The 23,270-nt window shown below is 71.0% G+C and carries 18 protein-coding genes; 11 read left to right on the forward strand and 7 right to left on the reverse strand.

Going from position 1 to position 23,270, the window contains the following annotated elements; translation table 11 throughout:
• The first annotated feature begins 136 nt into the window (after window positions 1–136).
• Complete coding sequence (locus ACWDLG_RS26620; protein ID WP_449924690.1) at window positions 137–631, forward strand: N-acetyltransferase family protein; 495 nt, start codon at window positions 137–139, stop codon at window positions 629–631.
• On the opposite strand, the gene ACWDLG_RS26625 is transcribed toward ACWDLG_RS26620, so the two are convergent.
• Window positions 604–1,395, reverse strand: coding sequence for a class I SAM-dependent methyltransferase (locus ACWDLG_RS26625; protein WP_449924693.1), 792 nt, complete (start codon window positions 1,393–1,395; stop codon window positions 604–606). The genes ACWDLG_RS26620 and ACWDLG_RS26625 overlap by 28 nt on opposite strands.
• Window positions 1,392–2,645: a cytochrome P450 gene (locus tag ACWDLG_RS26630; protein ID WP_449924696.1), complete on the reverse strand. Its 1,254-nt coding sequence runs from the start codon at window positions 2,643–2,645 to the stop codon at window positions 1,392–1,394. Before ACWDLG_RS26630 ends, ACWDLG_RS26625 begins: the two co-directional genes overlap by 4 nt.
• Window positions 2,646–2,669: 24 nt before the next feature.
• Between ACWDLG_RS26630 and ACWDLG_RS26635 the strand changes: the two genes are divergently transcribed.
• The 4 genes from ACWDLG_RS26635 to ACWDLG_RS26650 all read left to right on the forward strand — a co-directional run bounded on the left by ACWDLG_RS26635 (window position 2,670) and on the right by ACWDLG_RS26650 (window position 9,298).
• Entirely contained in the window at window positions 2,670–3,077 is a 408-nt protein-coding gene (locus tag ACWDLG_RS26635; RefSeq protein WP_449924698.1) for a PaaI family thioesterase, read from the forward strand.
• Window positions 3,078–3,121: 44 nt separating this feature from the next.
• Window positions 3,122–5,905, forward strand: coding sequence for an alpha/beta fold hydrolase (locus ACWDLG_RS26640; RefSeq protein WP_449924701.1), 2,784 nt, complete (start codon window positions 3,122–3,124; stop codon window positions 5,903–5,905).
• On the forward strand, window positions 5,902–6,759 hold the full coding sequence (locus ACWDLG_RS26645) for an ABC transporter permease (protein ID WP_449924704.1): 858 nt from the start codon (window positions 5,902–5,904) through the stop codon (window positions 6,757–6,759). Before ACWDLG_RS26640 ends, ACWDLG_RS26645 begins: the two co-directional genes overlap by 4 nt.
• Before the next feature lie 532 nt (window positions 6,760–7,291).
• Window positions 7,292–9,298 carry an ATP-binding protein gene (locus ACWDLG_RS26650; protein ID WP_449924705.1) on the forward strand — a complete coding sequence of 669 codons (2,007 nt, stop codon included), beginning with the start codon at window positions 7,292–7,294 and terminating at the stop codon, window positions 9,296–9,298.
• Here ACWDLG_RS26650 and ACWDLG_RS26655 read toward each other — a convergent pair whose 3' ends face one another.
• The gene (locus ACWDLG_RS26655; RefSeq protein ID WP_449924707.1) at window positions 9,299–10,165 is read right to left on the reverse strand and encodes a terpene synthase family protein; all 867 of its coding nucleotides are present in this window, start codon (window positions 10,163–10,165) and stop codon (window positions 9,299–9,301) included.
• Window positions 10,166–10,910: 745 nt separating this feature from the next.
• Between ACWDLG_RS26655 and ACWDLG_RS26660 the strand changes: the two genes are divergently transcribed.
• The gene (locus ACWDLG_RS26660) at window positions 10,911–11,816 is read left to right on the forward strand and encodes a proteasome assembly chaperone family protein (protein WP_449924710.1); all 906 of its coding nucleotides are present in this window, start codon (window positions 10,911–10,913) and stop codon (window positions 11,814–11,816) included.
• Here ACWDLG_RS26660 and ACWDLG_RS26665 read toward each other — a convergent pair.
• A complete protein-coding gene (locus tag ACWDLG_RS26665; protein WP_449924713.1) occupies window positions 11,813–12,757 on the reverse strand; it encodes a cation diffusion facilitator family transporter in 945 nt (314 codons plus the stop codon). The two genes, ACWDLG_RS26660 and ACWDLG_RS26665, sit on opposite strands and share 4 nt — an antisense overlap.
• Window positions 12,758–12,830: 73 nt before the next feature.
• Between ACWDLG_RS26665 and cmtR the strand changes: the two genes are divergently transcribed.
• Entirely contained in the window at window positions 12,831–13,145 is a 315-nt protein-coding gene (gene cmtR / locus ACWDLG_RS26670; RefSeq protein ID WP_449924939.1) for a Cd(II)/Pb(II)-sensing metalloregulatory transcriptional regulator CmtR, read from the forward strand.
• Window positions 13,146–13,229: 84 nt separating this feature from the next.
• Window positions 13,230–14,270: a Gfo/Idh/MocA family oxidoreductase gene (locus ACWDLG_RS26675; protein WP_449924715.1), complete on the forward strand. Its 1,041-nt coding sequence runs from the start codon at window positions 13,230–13,232 to the stop codon at window positions 14,268–14,270.
• Window positions 14,271–14,587: 317 nt separating this feature from the next.
• Here the strand turns inward: ACWDLG_RS26675 and ACWDLG_RS26680 are convergent, their stop codons facing one another.
• Window positions 14,588–15,364 carry a tyrosine-protein phosphatase gene (locus ACWDLG_RS26680; RefSeq protein WP_449924718.1) on the reverse strand — a complete coding sequence of 259 codons (777 nt, stop codon included), beginning with the start codon at window positions 15,362–15,364 and terminating at the stop codon, window positions 14,588–14,590.
• A gap of 66 nt (window positions 15,365–15,430) precedes the next feature.
• On the opposite strand from ACWDLG_RS26680, the gene ACWDLG_RS26685 reads away from it, so the two are divergent.
• Entirely contained in the window at window positions 15,431–16,303 is an 873-nt protein-coding gene (locus ACWDLG_RS26685; protein WP_354904732.1) for a hypothetical protein, read from the forward strand.
• On the opposite strand, the gene ACWDLG_RS26690 is transcribed toward ACWDLG_RS26685, so the two are convergent.
• Window positions 16,284–18,758 (reverse strand): tetratricopeptide repeat protein, encoded by a 2,475-nt coding sequence (locus ACWDLG_RS26690; protein WP_449924722.1) that lies wholly within the window; start codon window positions 18,756–18,758, stop codon window positions 16,284–16,286. The two genes, ACWDLG_RS26685 and ACWDLG_RS26690, sit on opposite strands and share 20 nt — an antisense overlap.
• A 176-nt stretch (window positions 18,759–18,934) precedes the next feature.
• Here ACWDLG_RS26690 and ACWDLG_RS26695 point away from each other — a divergent pair, with 176 nt between their 5' ends.
• Entirely contained in the window at window positions 18,935–19,666 is a 732-nt protein-coding gene (locus tag ACWDLG_RS26695) for a hypothetical protein (RefSeq protein WP_449924725.1), read from the forward strand.
• A 142-nt stretch (window positions 19,667–19,808) separates the two neighbouring features.
• On the opposite strand, the gene ACWDLG_RS26700 is transcribed toward ACWDLG_RS26695, so the two are convergent.
• A complete protein-coding gene (locus ACWDLG_RS26700) occupies window positions 19,809–21,917 on the reverse strand; it encodes a M6 family metalloprotease domain-containing protein (protein ID WP_449924728.1) in 2,109 nt (702 codons plus the stop codon).
• Window positions 21,918–22,014: 97 nt separating this feature from the next.
• Between ACWDLG_RS26700 and ACWDLG_RS26705 the strand changes: the two genes are divergently transcribed.
• Entirely contained in the window at window positions 22,015–23,136 is a 1,122-nt protein-coding gene (locus tag ACWDLG_RS26705) for a PucR family transcriptional regulator (protein WP_449924731.1), read from the forward strand.
• Window positions 23,137–23,270 lie beyond the last annotated feature (134 nt).

Consider the following 23,270-nt stretch of genomic DNA (forward strand, 5'->3'; position numbering starts at 1 on the left):
TGGGCGGGGCCAATACCCCACACCTGCCACAAAACGGTCAGGTCAGGGTCACGCCCGCCGGCGACTCCACCGGTCGTGACGAACGGTCCCGGGGTCGGCGGGCTCGGACTGACCGTAGCCGGGATGATTGCGCCTTATGAGAACTGAGATACGCCCCGCGACCCCCGACGACGCTCCCGGCATCGAGGCCGTCCGGATCCAGACCTGGAAGTACGCCTACCGGGGCGCGATGCCCGACGCCTTCCTCGACGACCTGGCCGTCACCGAGGAGAACGTGCGCCTGCGCCGGCAGGCGCTCGACTCCGGCCGCACCCGCGCCATCGTCGGCGAGACCGCCGGCGCGCTGGTGGGTTTCAGCATGTACGGCGACAGCCGCGACGACCGCGCCGACACCGAGGTCTACGCGATCTACGTGCTGCCTGCCCACCTGTCGACCGGCCTCGGCCGCGCCCTGATGACGGCCACGGTCGAGGCGATACCCGCCGAGCGCACGGTCGGCCTGTGGGTGCTGGCTTCCAATCCGCGCGCCCGCCGCTTCTACGAGAGGTTCGGGTTCGTGGAGACCGGAGGCGCCAAGGTCGAGGACGGCCTGCGGCAGGTCCACTACATCCTGGCCGCGCGCAGCGAGTAGAGGAGCGGCACGCCGGGGCGTCCCTCGGGGAAGCGGTAGAGCCCGCCGTGGCGTTCGAGCGACTCGAAGCGGGGGAAGAGCGTGAAGTCGTGCTCGTGCAGGAACTCCACGCGCATCCCCGCCCCGGCCAGGGCGGTCACGATCTCGCCGAGGCCGTGCGCGAACTGGACGGAGGTGGCGTTCCGCAGCACCTCGGTGCCGGTGTAGGTGTGCGGGTAGTCCTCCACCTGGGGGCGGCGGTCGAAGTAGTCGAAGGCCACCCTGGAGCCGTCCTCGAAGTCGAGGATGTCGCCGAAGGGGTGGAACTCGGCCAGGTAGAGGAAACCGCCCGGCTTGAGCAGCGAGGCGACGACCTGCGCCCACCTGACCATGTCGGGCAGCCAGACCAGCGCGCCGATGCCGGTGTAGACGATGTCGTAGCCGTCGCCCGCCACCTCGGCGGCGTCGTAGACGTCGGCCTCCAGGAAGCGGGCCTCGATGCCGCACTCGTCCGCGATCGCGCGGGCCGCCTCGACCGCCCTGCCGGAGAGGTCGACACCGGTGACCTCGGCGCCCAGCCGTGCCCACGCCATCGTGTCGAGCCCGAAGTGGCACTGCAGGTGGATCAGCCGCCTGCCGTGCACGTCGCCCATCTCGGCCAGTTCGAAGGGGCGCAGCGGCTGCCCGCCCGCCTTGAACCCTTCGACGTCGTAGAAGTCGCTGCCCAGGTGGATGCCCACGCGTTCGTCCCAGTTGGCCCGGTTGACAGCAAGATAGTCGGTCATGATCTTGACTCTAGGAGGACGGGCAAATGCTTTAATCCGTTCTGGAAGTTCGAGATCAGCCTGACCGGCTGGCCGGCGAGCCGTACGTCCCACTTCAGCAGTTCGGCGAAGAACGCGCGCATCTGCGTCCTGGCCAGGTGGGCGCCGAGGCAGACGTGCGGGCCGGAACCGAAGCTGACGTGGTCGTTCGGGGTGCGGGTGATGTCGAACCTGTCGGGGTCGGCGAAGACCGTCTCGTCCCTGTTGGCGGAGGCGTGGTAGACGACGACCTTCTCGCCCGCGCCGATCCGCTGACCGCCCAGCTCGAGGTCGCGCGTCGCCGTACGGCGGAAGTTCATGACGGGCGGCCAGAAGCGCAGCATCTCCTCCACCGCGGAGGGCAGCAGCTCGGGCCTGGCCCGCAGCAGGTCCATGGCGCCGGGGTGCTCCAGCAGGCACAGCAGGCCGCCGGGGATGCCGTTGCGCAGCGTCTCGTTGCCGGCCACCGCGAACAGGAAGAACATGTTCTCGAACTCGGCCTCGGTCAGGCCGCCGCCGAGCATGGCCGCCATCACGTCGTCGCCGCCGCCGGGGCGGGCGGCCAGCGCGTGCGCGTAGGCGAACATGTCCGCCAGCGCCGCCCTCGACCTGGGGTTGACGCCGGGGCGCCGGGCGGGCGGCCGGGCCGCCAGCGCGATCCTGCCGAGCGGGCTGAGATCGTCGGCGGTGGACAGGTCCGCGTACTCCTCGTCCTGGTAGCCGATCACCCGCGACGCCCAGTCGTACAGCAGGCGGCGGTCCTGCTCGGGCACGCCCATGACGTGCGCCAGCGTCCACACCGGCAGGTCGGCGGCCACCTCGACGACGTCGCAGGCGCCCCGCGCGAACAGCCGCGCGGCCCGCGCCGCGATCGTCTCCTCGAGGGCGCGGACGGCCCGCGGGGTGAAGGCGGCCGAGACGATCCTGCGCAGCCGCGCGTGTTCCGGCGGGTCGGTGTTGAGCATCATCGCCTGGACGAACGCCAGGTCGGCCGGGGTGTCGGGGTCGCGGATCTGCGTCGCGCCCAGGTGGGAGGAGAAGTCGGCGGGGGTGCGCAGCACGTGTTTCACGTCCGCGTGCGCGAACACGCCCCAGAAGCCGGGCCCGGCCCGCCACGGCCCGAACGCGGGCTCGGGGATCCGGCGGACGGGCGACTCGCGCCGCAGCGTCGCGAACAACTCGTACGGCACGCCCACGCCGTACGTCGAGGGCAGGAAGACCTCCTCAAGCATGGCTCCAGCGTGCATGATGACGGCGTGACTCCTGAAGAAGGCGACGCCATACTCAAGGACAACTTCGCCCCGTGGGTCCTCGACCTGGGGCTGAGCGTGGAGGAGGTCGGTCAGAGCCACGCGCTGCTGCGCCTGCCGTGGTCCGACCGGCTGGCCAGGCAGGGCGGCGGGATCAGCGGCCAGGCGCTCATGGCCGCCGCCGACACCGCGACCGTCATCGCGATCTCCTCGGCCAGGGGCGGTTTCGTGCCGATGACCACGGTCCAGCAGTCCACGACGTTCCAGCGGCCGGTGACAGGGTCCGACGTCCTGGTCGAGGCGCAAGTCACCAAGCTGGGCCGCACGCTCGCCTTCGCCGACATCACGCTGAGCGCCGAAGGGGGTCCCGGCCCGGCCGCCCGGGCCAGCACCGTCTACGCCCTGCTGGGCTGAGATCGTCTCAGCTGCCTCTCAGGACCGGTCAGTACGCTCGCCACATGAAGAGAGCAGCCGCGCTGGTCGCGGCGCTGGCCGTGCTCGCGGCGGCGGTCTGGCTGGTGTGGCCGTCCGCGCCCGCGGTGCGCGGCCAGGAGCAGCGGATCGCCGTCGTCGACGGCCCGGGAGACGACCAGCGGGTCGAGCTCGACACGACGTACTTCCCGCCGGCCGGAGAGGGCAGGGCGCCCGCTGTGCTGCTCGCCCACGGCTTCGGCGGCAGCAAGGACAGCGTCAGGGCCCAGGCCGTACGGCTGGCGCGGCAGGGTTACGCGGTGCTGACCTGGTCGGCGCGCGGCTTCGGCCGCTCCACCGGGCAGATCGCGCTCAACTCGCCGGACTACGAGGTCAAGGGCGTCAAGCAGCTCATCGACTGGCTGGCCAAGCGGCCCGAGGTCCGGCTCGACGCCGCGGGCGACCCGCGCGTGGGCATCGCGGGCGGCTCGTACGGCGGCGCCATCGCGCTCATGACCGCCGCCCACGACGCCAGGGTCGACGCGATCGTCCCGATGATCACCTGGAGTGACCTGTCGGAGGCGCTGTTCCCGAACGGCGTGTTCAAGAAGATGTGGGCGGGACTGTTCTTCAGCAGGGGCGCTCCCGCCGCCGGCGCCGAGGGGCTGCGCGCGCTGACCGCGCCGCCGCGGCCGCTGTCGGCCGAGGAGGCCAGGTGCGGCCGGTTCCTGCCCGCGGTGTGCGAGATGTACCAGCGGGTCGCGGCCACCGGCAGGCCGACGCCCGAGGCGGTCGAGATGCTGCGCGCCTCGAGCCCGGTGACGGTGGCCGGGCGGATCAAGGCGCCCACCCTGCTGATCCAGGGGCAGCGCGACTCGCTGTTCACGCTCGCGCAGGCCGACGCGAACGCCAAGGCGATCGCGGCGGCGGGGACGCCGGTCGAGGTGATGTGGTTCGACGGCGGGCACGACGGCGGCAACGGTGAGGTGGACTGGCTGGACGAGCGGCTGCTCGACTGGTTCGACCGCCACCTGCGGGCGGCGGCCGGCCCCGGCACCGCCGCGGTCTCCCCTGGAACGGGCACGGCGGGAAGAGGCACAACGGAAACGGGCAGCGCGGGGACAGGAACAGCGGGCACGGGCAGCGCGGAGACGGGCTCCGTGGGGACGGGCTCCCCAGGGACCGTGCAGGGGTTCACCATCACGCGTGACGGGGGCCGCGACCCCGGCACCCGCCAGCGCATCCGCCTGCACCCCGGCACCGACCGCTACCCCGGCCTGACCGGCACCGCCACCACGCCGATCCAGCTCGCCGGGCCCGACCAGAACGTCGCCAACCCGCCGGGCGGCAACCCCGCCTCCATCTCGGCCGTGCCGGGGATCGGCGGGCTGCTCGGCGGTGGCGGCGCGCAGGGCGGCAACCCGGGCGTCTCCCTCGACATGCCGGGCCAGAGCGCGGTCTTCGAGTCCGCGCCGCTGGCCGAGCCGCTGCAGCTCACCGGCACCGCGACCGTGAAGATCAGGGTGCGGGCGCCGGGCGAGGCGACGCTGTTCGCCAAGCTCTACGACGTGGCCGACGCCGTCACCCCGCCGACGCTGCCCGCCGGTCTGGTGACGCCCGTACGGGTGCCCGCCGGAGCCGGCGAGGTGACGGTCACGCTGCCCGCCGTCGACCACCGCTTCCCGGCCGGTCATCGGCTGCGGCTGGCGCTGACCACGACCGACATGGGCTACGCGACGCCCGCCGAGCCCGCCGGCTACGTGGTGGGCCTGGCCGCGCCGACGCTGACCGTGCCGACGGTGCCCGAACTGGCCGCGCCGCCGAGCGGCCCGGTGTGGTGGACGTGGGCGCTGCCGCTGGCGGCCGTCGCGGTCGCCGCCCTCGTCCTGGCGACGGGCCGCAAAACGGCCGCCCCCTCCGGCACCCCCTCCGGGCGATCCGTCAAGGGGAACGGCACAAGCCCGAACGGCACAGGCGCGCACGGCACAGGCGCGCACGGCACACCCACGAACACCGCAGACACGAACGGCACGGGTACGAACGGCGCGAACGGCGCGGGCGCGAACGGCGCCGCGGCACCGGGCGCGGGCGGCGCCGAGGTGCCGCTGGAGATCGCCGGGCTGACGAAGGCCTACCGGAACGGCGAGAAGGCCGTGGACGGGCTGTCGTTCCGGGTGGAGAAGGGCCAGGTGCTCGGCCTGCTCGGCCCGAACGGCGCGGGCAAGACCACCACGATGCGGATGATGATGGGGCTCATCCACCCCGACGCCGGCCAGATCAGGATCTTCGGTGATCCGGTGACGCCCGGGGCGCCGGTCCTGTCCAGGCTGGGCTCGTTCGTCGAAGGCCCCGGATTCCTGCCGCACCTGTCCGGCCGCGACAACCTGACCCTGTACTGGCAGGCCACGGGCCGCCCGCCGCAGGACGCCCACATGGCCGAGGCGCTGGAGATCGCCGGGCTCGGCTCGGCGCTGGAGCGGGCCGTGCGCACCTACTCCCAGGGCATGCGGCAGCGCCTGGCCATCGCCCAGGCCATGCTCGGCCTGCCGGACCTGCTGGTTCTCGACGAACCCACCAACGGGCTCGACCCACCGCAGATCAGGGAGATGCGCGAGGTCCTCAAGCGCTACGCCCGCGACGGCCGTACCGTGATCGTCTCCAGCCATCTGCTGGCGGAGGTGGAGCAGACGTGCAGCCACGTGGTGGTCATGCACCGCGGCCGCCTGGTGAGCGCCGGCCCGGTGTCCGACCTGCTCGCCACGGCCAGGCACAACGGCCACGGGCCGCGTCTCGAGGACGTCTTCCTCGACCTGATCGGAGACAAGTCATGACCGTTCACAGCGGCGGGGCCCCGGGCTATGCCGCGCGCCGTACGCTGCCGCTGCGGGTGGAGATCGTCAGGCAGTTCAAGCGGCGGCGCACGCTGGTGATGTTCGGGCTGCTGCTGGCCCTGCCGTGGATCCTGGTCATCGCCTTCCAGCTCGGCCCGCAGAACACCGGCCAGCAGAACGCCCTGCGCCTGTCCGACCTGGCCACGCAGAGCGGGCTGAACTTCGCCGCGTTCGCGCTGTCGGTGTCGGCGAGCTTCCTGCTGGTCGTGGCGGTGGCGCTGTTCTGCGGCGACACCGTCGCCAGCGAGGCGAGCTGGTCGTCGCTGCGCTACCTGCTGGCCGCCCCCGTGCCGCGCGACCGGTTGCTGCGGCAGAAGCTCGTCGTGGCGCTCGGCTACTCGACGGCGGCGGTGATCTGCCTGCCGGTGATGGCGCTGGTGGCGGGAACGCTGGTGTTCGGCTGGAACGACATCCAGGTGCCGGGGACGGGCGAGACGATCCCCGCCTTCGACGTGCTGCCGCGGTTCGGGATCGTCATCGGGTACGCCCTGGTGAGCCAGCTGACGGTGGCGGCGCTGGCGTTCCTGCTCTCGACGGTCACCGACTCGCCGCTGGGCGCGGTGGGCGGCGCGGTGGGGCTGGTCATCGTCAGCACGATCCTGCAGGCGGTGGAGGCGCTGGGGTCGTTGCGGGAATTCCTGCCCACGTTCTGGAACACCGCGTGGATGGACGCGCTGGCGCCGACGCTGGACTGGGGAGGGATGACCAAGGGGGCGGCGGTGTCGGTCAGCTACGCCGCGATCCTGGTCGCGGTCGCCTTCCGCCGCTTCCGCCGCAGGGACGTGGTCAGCTGATCCGCCCGTGAACGGCGGCCGCGGCGCGGGGAACGCGCACGGCCGTGGAGGGGGGCCGATGGGCCGGGGCTCGCGAGGGCGCCGGTCCATCGGTCGTCATGGGCCCGTCAGAGACGGGACAAAAGTGGTAAATCGTACGGCTGAGCGCCAGGGTTACAGAAGTTCGTCCTCCGCGACAGGCCGTGTCAGCCCCAGTGCGGTGGTTTGTTGTCGAGGTAGAAAGCGTCCGGATCCTCGTCCGGAATTTCGCCCCACCCCAGGTCGGTGTCATCCGTGGTTTGCTCAGGCAGGAATTCGGTCACGACGTCAATGCTATCCGGAGGAAGAAACGTCACCCCGGCACAGGTAAGCCACAAGGGACAGTAAAGGCTCCTCGGGGTACAGTTGGTCCCGCGCGTGAGAAGGTGTCCGGCTACCCCCCGTGAGGCTGCCCATGGCCACCCCGACAGGTTGGCGTCGAGAAGGCAATTTGCCGGCGGAGCTCACGAGCTTCGTCGGGCGGACGAGGCTGCTTGCCAACCTCAAACGCCACTTGTCCGAGTCCAATCTCGTGACCGTCACCGGCATCGGCGGCGTGGGCAAGTCGCGGACGGTGCTGCGGCTGGCCCATCAGGTCCGCTCGCAGTTCGCCGACGGCGTGTGGTTCGCCGACCTGGCGCGGCTGCAGGACGCGGGCATGGTGAAGAACACGATCGCCTCGGCCTTCGGCGTGGCCGACCAGTCGGCGCGCGGCGAGTCGGAGTCGCTGTCGGAGTGGGTCGGCGACCGCAACATGCTGCTCATCCTCGACACGTGCGAGCACCTGATCGAGGGCTGCGCCGAGCTGATCGACGAGCTGCTGCAGGCCAACCCGCGGCTGAAGATCCTGGCCACCAGCCGCCAGTCGCTGCACCTGGCGTACGAGCACGTGGTGCCGGTGCCGCCGCTGGCGGTGCCGGGCGACAACACCGACGAGAACCCGTTCACCAACGAGTCGGTGCAGCTGTTCGCGGCCAGGGCCGGCGCGGTCGTGCCCGACTTCGTGCTGGACGAGCAGAACATCGGCTCGGTGGCCGAGCTGTGCCGCCGCCTCGACGGCATCCCGCTGGCGATCGAGCTGGCCGCGGTGCGGCTGCGGGCGCTGTCGGTCGACCAGATCCTGGGCCTGCTGACCGACCGCTTCAGCCTGCTGGCCGGGGCCAGCCGTACGGCGCTGCCCCGCCACCAGACGCTGCGCGCGGCCATCGGCTGGAGCCACGAGCTGTGCGAGCCCGCCGAGCGACTGCTGTGGGCGCGCCTTTCGGTGTTCGCGGGCGACTTCGAGCTCGACGCGGCCAGGTTCGTCTGCTCCGACGACCGGCTGCCCGCCGAGGACATCACCGACCTGGTGACCGGGCTGGTGGAGAAGTCGATCCTGCTGATCAAGAGCGACCACGCGGGCGTGCGCTACAAGCTCATCGACACGCTGGCCGAGTACGGCGAGGAGTGGCTGGAGAAGCTCGGCGAGTCCGAGAGCCTGCGCCACCAGCACCTGGCCTACTACCTGAGCCTGGCCCGCAGGAGCGAGGACGCCTGGTCGGGGCCGCGGCAGATCTACTGGTTCGTGCGCATGCGCCAGGAGCACGACAATGTCAGGCTCGCGCTCGAGCACGCCCTGCGCACGCCGGGCGACAGCCTCCTGGCGCTGGAGCTGCTGTCGTCGCTGTGGTTCATGTGGATCTGCTGCGGGTTCGTCCGCGAGGGGCGCATCTACCTGGAGCGGGCGCTGCGCGCCAACCCCGATCCCAGCAAGGAACGCTGCAAGGCGCTGTGGGTGCTGTCCTACGTGCGCAGCGCCCAGGGCGACAGCGTGGGCGCGCTGGAGGCGGCCGAGCAGTGCAGCAGCGAGGCGGTGCTGGTCGGCGACTCCCGCGCGGTCATCCTGGCCTCCAAGATGCAGGGCACGGCGGCGCTGCTCCAGGGCGACCTGCAGAAGGCCAGCGCCCTGCTGGGCATGGCGATCGAGTTCAACACCGGCAACAAGGAGCTCAACCCGGGCCTGCTGCCGGCCATCGTCGAGCTGTCGATCGTGCTGACGACGCAGGGCGAGGTGTACGAGGCCGAATCGCTCCTGGTCGACGTGCTGCAGGTGTGCAAGGAGCGGGGCGAGCTGTGGGTCAGCTCCTACGCCAGCTGGGCGCTGTCACTTCCGCTGCTGGCGATGGGCCGGCCGGAGGCGGCCCTGACCACGGCCCAGGAGGGCCTGCGCATCAAGCGCTACTTCCACGACACGCTGGGCACTCTGGTCGCGTTGGAGACGACGGCGCGGACCTTCGCCATGCTCGAGCAGGCCGAGTTGGCCGCTCACCTGCTGGGCGCGCTGAAGGCCAACTGGACGACGTCGGGGCTGCCGATGATGGGCGCGCCGTTCCTGACCAACGAGCACGAGAAGTGCGTGAAGGAGTGCCAGAAGCTGCTGGGCGAGGCGGCCTACAACTCGGCGTTCGAAAGCGGGGCGCGCCTCGATCTGGACGAGGCGTCCACGTTGGCGCTGGGCGAGGTGGACGCCCCGCCATCCTGATCAGCCGGCCTTGCTCCAGGTGGTGCCGGTCGGCCATGCGTGGATGTAACGGGCACTGCCGAGGGAGAACTCGATGTGCCCGCGGACCCAGTGCTCCAGTCCACGCACGTATCTGCGTACCGGCAGCGATGCCCATCGCTCGAGATGGGCGCGGCGTTCGATGAACGCGGCGACGGCGTCGTTGTGCATGTTCGACACCTCGTCGAGAGCCTTCTGCAGGCTGAGAGACCTGTGTGTGGCCAGCACCGTGACCAGGTTGTGCCGGGCCTTGTCGTTGTCGCGCTCCTTGGCGTACGACAGCAGGTCGTTGTCCCAGCCGATGAGGTCGCAGGCAAGGTCGGACAGCATGCGGACGTCCGGATGGTGCCATTCCTCCGCTTCGAGGCGATAGCCGCCGCCTACGTCGATGAGAGCCAGGCAGGTGTAGGTCGCCCCCGTGATGCGGCGCATGAGCACGTAGTCCTCAACGCTGGGGATGAGGTCCACCTCCCGGTTGGCCGCCTCCCAGATCTGCGCGAACAGGTACTCCTTGACCGTCGTACGCCAGCGTTCGACCTGGGCGGGCGTCGCCGTTTCCGTGATGCGCAGTTGCAGTTCGCGCAGAGTCAGGCCGAAGGGATCGTCCGATGCGGGTTGCCGACGACCGTCGAGGATCTCGAGGAGCGGCGGCAGGGCGTGAGCCAGTGCCGAGGCCCGGTGCCCGATGAGGGCTCCCTCGCAGAAAGCGTCGTCGAAGGCGAACAACCAGTTGTACCAGTCGTTGAGCAGTCTCAAACTTTCGCGAGGTACTAACGGGTTGGTGCGAGCCGCCAGCACTCCGATCTTGGAGCGTCTGAAGTGTTCGACGGCCTTGTCGTCGCCGAGCATGCCAGAGGTCGCCAGCCATCGGTGACTCTCGGCGTCCACCTCTTCCGAATGGATGTTGATCTCGTTGGGGAAAGGACACGGAAGTGCGGGGATGCGGAGTGGTCGCCTACTGAAGGCCTGCGCAGAGGGGATCGTAGTTGCCACCCCCCTAGCATGACGATGGACCGTTCAAAAAGCCACACTGACGATATATGGCGATATTCCACCCTATTCTTCAGGGCACTGACGGCGAAATTGTTGGCTGGAAAATATCTGCCCTGTGTCAACTGCTGACGGGATGCCCGCCCGCGGGTCGGCTCCGCCCATCCGGCGAAGTCCTGACCACGCCTGATTCTTTCCTGAAGACCGCGCGGGCCGTAGGGGTCACGCCTCTGTCGTTGGCCCGGTCGGAGGCGGCGCCCATCTCCGTGCGCGCCTTCATCGTGTCGGCGTGACCGTGATATGCCGTCGGCATCAGCAAGATGTCACCCTTCTGATTGGCGAGGGCCACCGGGACACCTGCTCGACGCAGGCGGCAGCGTGACCGTGTCGCCCACCCTGGCCAGGTCGAACATCCTGGTGAACGAACCCCTTGAGCGCGCTCACGGGAGCATTGTGCCGGTGCGGGAGCGTACGCCCTTCAGGCGATGGATGGTGTGACCCGGGGGTTCCGTGCTGATTTCTCATCGATATGGTGCCGTGCACGGAATCGTTCCGGCTCGCCGCAGGTTGCTGGAGAGAGTACCGAGGGAAAGGCTGATCAACCGTGTTCGACCCGACGGATCTCTACCGGCTGGCGGAGGGGACCCCCGAGCTCACCGATCCCGTGCTGGTGTACCACTTCGACGGGTTCGTCGACGCGGGCAGCACCGGACGGCTCGCGCTGGGCCACCTGCTGGCCGAGCTTGAGCACAGCGTCGTGGCGACCTTCGACGTCGACCGCCTGATCGACTACCGGTCGCGGCGGCCGACGATGACGTTCGACACCGACAGGTGGGTCGACTACGAGGCCCCCGAGCTGGCCCTCTACCACGCGCGTGACCTGACGGGCACGCCGTTCCTGCTGTTGACCGGGCCCGAGCCCGACCGGGAGTGGGAGCTGTTCGTCGCCGCAGTGGGCCGGCTGGTCGAACGGCTCGGCGTGAGCAGGCTGGTGACCGTGCACGGCATCCCGATGGCCGTCCCCCACACCAGGCCGCTGGGCGTCACGGCCCACGCGAGCCGGCCCGAGCTGATCAACTCGCAGGTGAGCGCGTTCGGCCGGGTGCAGGTGCCGGGAAGCGTCGCCGCGCTGCTGGAGTTCCGCCTGGGCGGGCAGGGGCGCGACGCGCTCGGCTACGCCGTCCATGTGCCGCACTACCTGTCGCAGGCGGAGTATCCGCAGGCCGCGGTCACGGCGCTGGAGGCGATCACGAAGGGGACCGGGCTGGTGTTCCCGATGGACAGCCTGCACGACGCGGCGGACCGGACGACGTCCGAGATCGAGGAGCAGATCCGCGCCTCGAGCGAGCTGTCGTCGGCGATCCAGGGGCTTGAGCAGCAGTACGACGCCTTCGCCGGTGGCCAGGAGCGGCAGAACCTGATGGCCGAGGCCACCCCGATGCCGACGGGTGACGAGCTGGCGGCCCAGTTCGAGGCCTTCCTGGCCGAGCGGGACGACCGCGACAGCTAGCCGGTGGCGCCCGGCCGGCTGTCGCCGGGCCAGAGGTGCCGGGCGCCCTCGTGGTCGACGTGGCCGGCGGGTTCGAGCTGGAGCGTGGAGTGCTCCACGTCGAAGTGGCCCGCCAGGCACTCGTGCAGCCGGTCGAGCAGCGGGCCGCACTGGCTGAAGGTCTCGACGTCCACGACCACGTGGGCGGACATGACGGGCACGCCCGAGGTGATCGTCCACGCGTGCAGGTCGTGGACGTCGGTGACGCCGGGCGTCTCCAGCAGGTGCTCGCGCACCTCGGCCAGGTCGACGCCCTTGGGGGTGGCCTCGAGGAGGATGTCGACGGCCTCCTTGAGCAGCTTCCACGTGCGGGGCAGGATGAGCAGCGCGATGATCATCGAGATGATCGCGTCGGCGGGGTACCAGCCGGTGAGCTGGATGACGATGGCGCCGGCGATGACGGCCACCGAGCCGAGCAGGTCGCCGAGGACCTCCAGGTAGGCGCCCCTGAGGTTGAGGCTGTCCTGCTGGCCCTCGCGCAGCAGCCACAGCGCGATCCCGTTGGCGATCAGGCCGGCCACGGCGGCGACCAGCATGACGGTGGTGCCGACCGGCTCGGGGTTGGCGAACCTGCGCACGGCCTCGATGAGGATGTAGCCGCTCAGGCCGAGCAGCACCACGGCGTTGACGGCGGCGGCCAGGATCTCGGCCCGCTGGTAGCCGAAGGTCCGGCGGGAGCTGGCGGGCTTGCCGGCGATCCAGATCGCGAACAGCGCGAGCGCGACACCCGCGGCGTCGGTCGCCATGTGGCCGGCGTCGGCGAGCAGGGCGAGGCTTCCCGACAGCAGCGCCCCGACGACCTGCACGACCAGGACACTCAGCGTGAGCGGCAGCACGATCATCAACCGTTTGCGGTGAACCGCGCCGGCCGTCGCGTGGCCGTGTCCGTGCCCGTGTCCCATGTGCCGCCTCCTCGCTCTATACAGTCAACCATGTATATACAGCAGCAACTGTATATACAGCAAATCGTGTACCCTGATTATCGTGTTCACTGTGGAGACCCGGCTCGACGCGATGGCCAGAATCGGCAGAGCCCTCGCCGACCCGAACCGCTGCCGCCTGCTCATCGCCCTGCTCCAGGGGCCCTCCTACCCCGCCCGGCTGGCCGACGAACTGGGGCTCACCAGGCAGAACGTCTCCAACCACCTGGCCTGCCTGCGCGGCTGCGGCCTGGTCGTCGCGGTGCCCGAAGGACGGCAGACGCGCTACGAGATCGCCGACGGGCGCCTGGCGCACGCGATCGAGGACCTCATCCACGTCGCCCTCGCCGTCGACCCCGACCACATCTGACCGGCCGCCGCGGTGAGCGGGCCGTGCGCGCGGGTCGCGTCGCCGTTCACCTGGCCATGATCGGGTGACGGTTATCGTGGGGTGATGAGCGAGATCCGAGTGGGCCTGGTCGGGTACGGCACGGCGGGGGCCGTCTTCCACGCCCCGCTCATCCACGCGACGCCCGGCCTGAGACTGGCCGCCGTGGTGACCCGCGATCCCGGCAGGGCCGCCGAGGTCTCCTCCAGGTACGGCGCGACGGCGGTGAAGGCCGCCGACGACCTGTGGCCGCGCTGCGACCTGGCGGTGATCGCCTCGCCCAACAGGACCCACGTCCCCCTCGCCACCGCCGCGCTGGAGGCGGGGCGTCCCGTCGTCGTCGACAAGCCCCTCGCGAGAACCGCCCAGGAGGCCCGCGACCTGGTCGAACTGGCCGCCAAGAAGCGCCTGATGCTGACCGTGTTCCAGAACCGCCGGTGGGACGGCGACTTCCTGACCCTGCGCCGCCTGGTGGCCGAGGGCGCGCTCGGGGACGTCCACCGGTTCGAGTCGCGCTTCGAGCGCTGGCGGCCGGTGCCCAAGGGCGGCTGGCGGGAGAGCGGCGGCGCCGACGAGGTCGGCGGGCTCCTCTACGACCTGGGCAGCCACCTGGTCGACCAGGCGCTGCAACTGCTCGGGCCGGTGCGCGAGGTCTACGCCGAGAGCGACATCCGCAGGGCCGGCGTGGGCGCGGACGACGACTCCTTCCTGGCGCTCACCCACGACAGCGGGGCCCGCTCCCACCTGTGGGTGAGCGCGGTGGCCGCCCTGCTCGGGCCGCGGTTCAGGGTGCTCGGCTCGTCGGCGGCGTACGAGAAGCACGGCCTCGACGTGCAGGAGGAGCGGCTGCGGGCGGGGATGACGCCGGACGCCCCCGGGTTCGGGGCGGATCCGGAGGAGCAGTGGGGCACGCTCGGCACGATCGGGTCGGCCGCACGCGTGCACACCGAGCCTGGCTCCTACCTGGACTTCTACCTGGGGGTCGCGGCCTGCCTCCGGACCGGGTCGGCGCCCCCTGTCGACCCTCGGGACGTGGTCGACGCCCTCGCCGTCATCGAGGCCGCTCGCCGTTCCGCCGACGAACGCACGGTGGTGCGCATCCCCTGACCCTTCGGAGCCGGACGGACCTCGGACGGGCGCCGGCCGACGCCCTTCAAGGGAGCGGCGCATTGGCGGCCACCCTCTTCGAGGGAGCGGCGCGTCGGCGGCCGGCGGGCGTTCCCCGGAGGGACGGGCCACCCCCTGGCCGCCGACGCACCCGGGCGTTCAGCCGGTGGACGTTGCCCGGCGGGACGGGCCACCCCCTGGCCGCCGACGTGCGGGACGCGCACGCGCCCCGGACGGCCCGCAGGACCGGGACGTCCAGGCGCCTCCGCCGATGCGCACGCGCGGCGGCGGCCGTACGGACGGATGGGTCGGGAGGATCAGTCGCGGAGGCGGGAGCGGAGGGCGTAGGTGTCGGTCTCGGTCCAGCCGTGCGCGTGCAGCCACGGCAGCGGCCCGCCGAACCGGTCGTCGAGCACGCCGAGGAACTGCAGCATGTACTTCGCCCGCGGCCGGTGGTCGTCGGCGGGGCGGGAGTCGAGGTCGTCGCGGTAGGTGTCGCTGGCGCGCAGCCGGGCCAGCACCTGCTCAAGGCGTTCGCCGGTCGCCTCGTAGTCGGCGACGATGGCCTCGCGGGTGGCCCCGGCGACCTCGAGCGCGAGCGCGCACAGCACGCCGGTGCGGTCCTTGCCCGCCGCGCAGTGCACGATGGCCGCGCCGTCGTCCTTCGCCATGACGCGCAGGGCGGAGACGACCGAGTCGGGGCGGTCGCGCAGGTAGCCGTAGTAGAACCCGGTCACGCGCAGGTCGTCGTCGGCGCCCCGTTCCTGCCACGGCAGGGCCCGGTCGGCGTCGACGTCGGTGTGGCGGCCACCCTCGGCGAAGAGGGTCAGGTGGTGGATGGTGACCTCGGGGACCGTGGTGAGGGGTCCTGGACCTTCGAGGGTGACCTCCGGGCCGGAGCGGAGGTCGACGACGTGCCTGACCTTGTGCGAGCCCACGAGCAGCTCGATGTCGGCGTCGGTCAGTCCCTGCAGGTTGTCGGATCTGAGAATGCGGCCGGAGCGCGTGGTCGCGCCGTCGGTGGTGGGGAGTCCGCCCAGGTCACGAACGTTGGCGGCGCCTTCGAGCTCTATCCATCGCGTGAAGTCGTTCATCGAGATGGAGCCTATATGTCGGGATAAGGCTGTGCGGATTCGCGATTTGTAACGCAGCATGAAGAGATGGATCCGCGTGCATTTCCCCCGCGTCCGGTGCTCGATCCTTCTCTACCCGAGGAGGTCGCGGCACAGCTCAGAGCGGGCCCCCACGCGATGCACATGGCGAGAGCGGGCAAGCAGCACGAGCCCGCGCGCAACACGGCCCTGCTGTTCGTCCTGCCCGGCTTCCTGCTGCTGATCTGGATGCTGACCAGCACGGCCGGGATGATCGTCGCCCTGGTAGGCGTGTCGCTGGTGGCGCTGATGCGCTGGATGGCGACGGACGAGGGCAACAGGGTGGCGCGCCGCCGGCTCAAGCTGGCCTACGAGCACGCCGACCGCTACGTCCTGGCCGAGGATCTGGACTATCCCTGCCAGGTGCTGCTGCGCAGGGCGCAGGACGCGGCCGACACCATCCTCGCCTCCGAGGTGCACAAGGCGGGGTTGATCGACTCCATCGACAACAGGGTGACGCTGCCCGACGAGGTATGGCAGATCGCCAGGCGGCTGGCCAAGCTCTCGCGCATGCACGACGAGCATCGCAGGATCGTTCCGACCGACCTGCCGAGGAACCTCAGGGCGGCGTTCGCGCCGTACGCCACGGCGCTGGACCAGGCCTGGACCTCGCTGTCGCAGCGGGTGCGCAACCTGGAGGAGTACGCCGTGCAGGTGCTGCGGGCCGACGACGTCTACCGCGCCCACCGGCGGCTGGAGATGCTGGCCGCCCGCACCTCCGACTACCAGCACCTGCTTGCCGAGACGGTGCGCGACGACCTGGCGCTGCCGCACATCCAGCAGCTGGCCGACCAGGCCCGCCACGTGCGGGAGCTGTTCGAGCAGTCGATCCAGGACGCCCGCAGGGCGGCGGGCCACCTGATCAGAACTCCGCTCTCCTGAGCAGTTCGAGGGTCCTGCGCATCCCCGCCTCGTTGCCGAGGCTGCGGTAGATCTCGCGGGCCTGCTCCAGCGGCGGTACGGCGGCGCGCCGGTCCCGCGCGTCGAGGTGCGTCTCCCCGAGATAGCGCAGGCTGCGCGCCATCCACCACTGGTCGCCGAGCTCCTCGAAGGCGGCGACGGCGCGCTTGAGCTCCTTCTCCGCCTCGGCCATCCGGCCCAGCCTGGCCAGCGACCTGCCTGACGACAGGTGGGTGCGGGCCACACCCCAGGAGTCGCCGAGCGCGATGAGGATCTCCTCGGCCCGCCGTACCGAGTCGAGCTCGCGCAGGCCGTTGACGGGGTCGCCGACCTCGCCCATGGCGCGCATGCAGCGCGCCTCTTCCCACAGCTCGCCCCTGCTGCTGAACATCTCGGCCGCCCGGTCAAGGCTGAAGCCCGCCTTGGTGAACAGGTCGGCGGCGGCCTTGGCCTCCCCCTCCCGGTGGAGCCCGCGCGCCTGGGCGGCCAGCACCTCGCCGTAGGCGCGCAGCGTCTGCGCCTCGGAGTAGCGGTTGCCGTCCCGTTTGAAGACCGCGAGGGCGTCCTCCAGCAGGTCACGTGCCTCTTCGGAGCGCCGTTCGGCCAGGCGGAGCTCGGCGAGGTTGCGCTGGGTGCGCGCCATCCACCAGTAGTCCTCTTCGGCGTCGAAGGCGGCGATCGCGTCGACGAGGTAGCCCTGGGCGCGGTCGAGGTTGCCGCCGGTGAACAGCCGCATGCCGATCGTGCGCATGGCCCTGGCCGCCCACCACGACTCGCCGAGCTCGGTGAAGATCCGTAGTGCCTCCTCGGCCGCCTCGCCACCGCCGAGGACGGCGGCGCGGTCGAGCAGGGCGATGCCGAGCGCTCGCCGGTCGCCCATCCGGCGGGCGGCCTCCACGGTGATCTCGGCGATCTCGCCCCAGTCGCTCCAGTAGGCGCGCAGGGAGTGGCAGATCGAGCAGAAGGCCCTGCCGAGGCCGAAGACCAGCTCCCACAGCTCCATCGACCTGGCCAGGTGGATCATCGCCATCAGGCTGAGGCGTTCGGCGTTGAGCCAGTCGCTGGCGTGGGCCTGCCCGCCGGCGTCGCCGACGCGTCCGGTGCGGCCCCAGTCCTGGGGCCACCTGGCCTGGGCGGCGGCCTCGGCGCGGCGGCGGTAGCCGTACAGGACGCGTTCGATGGCCGCCTCGCGCCGGTCGTCCTCCAGCTCGGCGGCGAACAGCCGGACCAGGTCGTGCAGGCGGTAGCGCATGGCGCCGGTCTGGTCGGTGCCCGAGCTCTCGGCCAGCTGCACGTCGACCAGCGCCTCCAGCTGGTCGGCGCCGTCGAGCTCGGAGATGTCCAGCAGCTCGCCGGCCACCCAGCCGGGCACGTCGGGCGAGGTCAGCGAAGACAGCAGGCGCAGCAGCCGGCGCTGGATGCCGGTGCAGTCGTCGTAGCTGAGCTGCACCGAGGCGCGGACGCTCTTGTCGATCGTGGGGGCCAGCTCCAGCTGGTCCAGGATGCGGCGCTCGAGCCGGTTGGCCAGCTCGCGCAGCGACCAGCCGGACCTGGTGGCCAGGCGCGCGCCGCAGATGTTGATCGCCAGGGGCAGGTAGTCGCAGATCCTGACGATCTCCTTGGCGGCGGCCAGGTCGTCGACGATCCGCTCGCCGCCGGCCAGCCTGGCCAGCAGTTCCACGCCCTGCGCCTCGCTGAAGACGCTCAGCTGGGTGTCGTAGGCGTTCATGAGGAACAGCGGCTGGCGCGAGGTGACCACGACCGCGCAGCCGCGCTCGGCGGGGATGAGCGCCTTGACCTGCTCGGCGTCGTCGACGTTGTCGAGGCCGATGAGGATCCGGCGGCCCTTCGTCCAGGTCAGCCACAGCTTGCGCAGTTCCTCCAGCCCTCCGGGGTCGGTGGTGAGCCGCACCCCGAGCGCGCGCAGGAAACCGATCAGGACTTCGTCAGGTCTGATGCCGCGCAGGCTCGCGTAGAGGCGGCCGTCGGGGAACCAGTCGGCGATCTCCTGCCCGAACCTGGCCATGAGCGCCGACTTGCCGACGCCGCCCCTGCCGTACAGGGAGACGACCAGCGGCGGTCCGAGCTCGTCGGACCTGCGCCTGGCGGTGAAGACCGCGCGCAGTTCGGTCAGGGCCTCCGAGCGGCCGGTGAAGTGCTCGGGGGACGGCGGCCACTGGTCGGGCGGCCGCCATGCCTGGTCCTCCGGCGACGGCTGCGGCTCTTTCCTGGTGGTGGCGGTGGTGGCCCAGGTGGTCACGCCCACCAGCAGCGCCGCGAGCGCGGTCACGCCGATCTTGGCCACGGGCGGGATCTCCCACTCCAGCGACGCGGCCAGGATGCTGGCCGCTCCCGCGGCCGCACCCGCCGCGACGGGCGCCAGCCAGTGCCGCCGCCTGCGCCGGGGCCGGGCAACCTCCTCCGGCAGTCGCAACACACACCCCCTTCGGAGGTGATTCAAGCCGATCACGTACGGCCCGCGCCACCCCTGATCGCGGAACCGCCGAGCCCGTGCGTCCGTTGTCCCTTCAACCACACCGCGCCTCCACGGAAGGGGCTCCTTTGGCGCGTGCCGCAGACGTCTCCGCCTTACGAATCATCCGCGTCCTGCTTGTGATCGCTGTCCTGGTCGGCACCTCGGCCTGTTCCGACACCCAGGTGAAGGGCAGCTTCCGTCCCGCGTTCGTCCCCGTCAGCCTCGAGTGGGGGCCCGACGGGCTCAAGGTGAGCGGGCAGAGCTCGCTCGTCACCCCCGTGGGGGTCTTCTCGATCGGCGCGGAGTACGCGCTGCCGGACAGCGAGGACGACGCCCTCTACGTGATCGTCCGCAACGCCACCGAGGTCCCGCCGGGGCAGACGGAGGTCGGGTTCGACCACATCTACAAGGTCAGGACCGGCCAGGGCGAGTTCACCGCCGTCGTGAACGGCACCACGAGGATCCAGGTGGTCGACCGCACGGTGCTCATCGACGTCACCGACGGTCAGGTACGGACCATCACCTTCGCGCAGGCCGAGGTCACGGTCAAGGAACACGTCCCGGGTCCCGTGGAGCGGTGGAACACCTACTGGGCCGGCTCGTTCTACTCGCCCTTCGCGCTGTCGCGGTGGGCCTACGACGACTCGACGATGTCGCGGTGGTTCGGCCTCGGGTTCGTGCTCTTCCTGCTCAGGCTGGTCGTGGCGATCATCCTGGGCGTGGTCGACGTGGTCCTGCTGGTGTGCTGCGTCGTCGCGGCCGTCGCCTACGTGCTGTTCGGCCAGACGGGCACGAACATCGCCTATGGAGTGGAGGTGCTGCTCGGGCTGCTGTTCGCGCTCGGGCTGGCCGGCCTCTGGCTGGAGTGACCGATGGGGTACGGCCGGGCCGTACCCCATCAGCTGGTTAGCCGGGCACCTCGCGGTAACCCTGTCATACGGTTATCCGAACCCTTCGCGGTAACCCTGTCATGCGGTTACCCGGGCGCCGGGCGGCGACCCCGTCAGGCGGTTACAGGCCGACCACGTGGCAGGTGGCGCTCACCGTCTTGGACGGGTCCGACTCGGACGTGGCGGTCAGCGTCACCTTGGCCAGGTGGCTGCCGCCTTCGGCACGCACGGCGTTGACCGTGACGGCCTCCTGCTGCCCGTTGCCGACCGCGGCCAGGGCGTTGGGCAGCTGGGCGGTCCAGCCCTGCCCCGAGACCGACGCCTTCAGGCGGTAGACGTCGCCGCCGAGGTAGGCGGAGACGTCCTCGGGGTGCGCGGCCGTCGTGGCGCGCGTCCTGCCGGTGTTGAACAGCGGGAACCTGCAGGTGGAGACACCCTTGCCGGCCGGGACGCCGGCGGCGGGCAGCAGCCTGACGCCGCGCTGGTGCGGCCCCGCGCCGTCCAGCGAGCGGACCGCGACGGTGTAGGAGAGCGTGCCCTTGCGGTCGCGGTGCACGTCGGTGACGTAGAAGTGCAGGCGGTTGGCCTGGTCGACGTACTCGTACTCGCTGCCGGAGTCGGTCCCGGCGTGGAAGAGCGCGTCAGACAGCTGACGGTAGTCACCGATGGTGATCGGGACCTTCGTGCCGTCCGGCAGGACGTAGTCGGTCATGTTGATGTCCTGCGGGTTGGCGTCGATCACCCACTCGAACGGCGCCCGGTCCTGGTTCTTGGTCTTGGCCAGCAGCACGCCGGAGTCGGGCGTGAAGGAGTCGGTGCCCATCCGGTCGACGACCTCGACGGTGTAGTTCTCGTAGCCGCCGCCGTCGCACAGCGGGTCGGTCTGCCACTGGCAGGCGGGCGACTTGTCGCCGGAGTCGAACTGGATGTTGAGACCCATCAGCCCGTCAGGACCCGGCTGGACGGCGCGGGCGGTGACCCTGGCGGTGACCAGGCCCGACTCGTCGAGCGCGTCGCGCGACAGGCGCAGCACGTTCTTCTCGTCGACCATGTTGAGCTTGATCTTGTTGCGCAGCATGTGCTGGGCGCCCATCGAGGCGCCCGAGGTGGGCGGGATCAGCCAGCGGCTGTGCGGGCCGCCGGGGCCGTTGAAGCTGCCTCTGCTGAGCATCTCCCACACGCCGGTGTAGGCGCGGCGGACCGGGTTGGCGTACGGGTTGTTGTAGTTGTCGAGCACGCCGAGGATGTGGCTCAGCTCGTGCGCGTAGACGGCCATGCCCGAGCTCTCGGCCTGCACGGAGTTGACGCCGATCTCGGCGTTGGGCCAGAAGTTGGAGCCGGCCTGCCAGGAGGTCCAGTCGACGTAGCGGGTCCTGACCCAGTTGGGGAGGCTGGGGTCCTCAGGGCCCCACTCGTCGGTCACGGCCTCCTTGTTCGGGAACTTCATCATCCCGAACTCCTGCCAGGTGCTCGACTCGTCCTGGCCGGCGCTGAGGTAGAAGATGAAGTCGAACTTCTTGGCCTCCTCCTCGCCGATGGCGCCAACCCACAGCGCCTTGCCCTCGGTGCGCAGGTTCTTGTTGCAGTTGTCGCCGGCGGGGCAGCCGGTGCCGCCCTGGAACTCCATGGCGTACTCGTGGTCCTTGCCCGACAGCGTGTAGGGCCCGAACCCGGACAGCTCCACGCCGTAGCGGCCGCCGGAGTCCTCCATCCAGTACTCGTGGATGGTGTGGCCGCGGTTGAGCGCGTTGGGGGTGTTGAGGAAGTTCTGGTAGAACGTGGCGACCTGGTCGCGCGGCACGTCGTGCGCCTCGGCGCTGGGGTTGCGGTAGATCGTCGAGCCCTTGGGCTGGGTGACCACGAACGGCTGGTTGGGGTAGTCGAGCAGCACCAGCGCGCCCTTGAAGGTGCGGACGGAGCCCTTGATATTCGGGTCGGCCCAGTTGGTGTCCGGCACCTTCTTGTAGTCCGCCCACGTCATGTGGTCGGGGTTCTTCCAGTTCTGCGGGTCGATCGGACCGATCGGGGCCGAGGGACGGCCGCGCAGCGCCTGCTCGCCCGGCTCGGGCTGGTCGCGTTGCCACGGCTGGGTCTGCGGCCAGTGGTCCTGCCGCCAGGGGATCTCGGGGTCCTTGGGAGGGTCGGCGGAAGCGGGGGTGGCCGCAAGGCCGATGGGGGCCAGCACGAGGGCCGCCAGCAGGCCTTTCAGCAGCTTCTTCGGGAGATTCACGATCTAGGACGGTATAGACGCTCTTGACGGAGATCACCGTTCAGTTGTAGGGAAGAGCCCACCCGCGGTTTCCGACATTTGCTGAAAAGGCCAGGCAGTGCTGCAGCGCAGCGTCGACGACTTAGCCATCCGTCTCGGACGGCCCCTGTTGCTGGAGGACCGCCTCCAGCGCGTCATCGCCTACTCCGAGCAGGACGGCGCGATGGACGACATCAGGCGCGACTCGATCCTGCGCCGCCACACCACACCCGAGGTGCGCGGCTTCCTGCACGCCGCGGGCATCCTGGAGGCCACCGGGCCGCTGCGCACGCCCGGCGCGCCCGCGCTCGGCCTGCTGCCGCGGGTGTGCGTCCCCGTACGGCACGACGGCGCACTGATGGGCTTCCTGTGGTTCATCGACACCGCCCCCGCCATGACGGCCGCCGAGATCGACGAGGCCGTGGCCGCCGCCGGCACGCTGGCGCTGGCGCTGTTCCACGAGAGCCTGGCCACCGGTCTCGCCTCGCACCGCGAGCTGGAGGCCGTCACCGGGGTGCTGTCCGGCGACCGCGACGCCGCCCGCACCCTGGTCGAGGCGGGCTTCCCGCAGGCCCTGCCGGTCACCGCGCTGGTCGCCGCGCCGCTGGCCGCCGAGCCGTCCGAGCGGTCCCGGCTGGCGCTGGAGCAGGGCATGCTCACCGTACGGCGCCGCCTCGGCGGGCTGCACCTGGTGCGCTACGACCACGCCGCGCTCCTCACCACGGCCGCGCCGCCCGCCGAGGAGGTGCACGCGGCGATGGCGCTTCCCGTCGTGGTCGGCATCGGCCGGCCCCGGCCGGCCCTCGCGGAGGCCGGCGAGTCGTACGCCGAGGCCCTGCACGCGGCGCAGGTGGCGGCCAGGGTGCAGGGCCTCGGCAGGTCGGTGGAGTGGACCAGGCTCGGCGTCTACCGGATGCTGGCCAACGTCCCGCAGGCGGACCTGCATCCGGGGCTGGAACGGCTGCTGGCCGACCCGCAGCACCTGCCGCTGCTGGAGACGCTGGAGACCTACCTCGACCTGGCCGGCAGCGCGGTGTCCACCGCCAGGCGGCTGCGGCTGCACCGGACGTCGCTGTACTACCGGCTGCAGCGGGTGGAGGAGCTGGCGGAGACGGATCTCAAGGACGGCGGGGAACGGCTCAGCCTGCATCTCAGTCTCAAGCTCGCCCGCCTGTCCGGCCGCTACCGCCCCCGCAGCTGACCACACCCGCCACCAGGCCCGCCGCACCCGCCACCGCGTCCGCCACCAGGCCCGCCGCACCCGCCACCGCGTCCGCCACCAGGCCCGCCGCACCCGCCACCGCGTCCGCCACCAGGCCCGCCGCACCCGCCACC

It is taken from the genome of Nonomuraea sp. NPDC003727 (assembly GCF_053586935.1).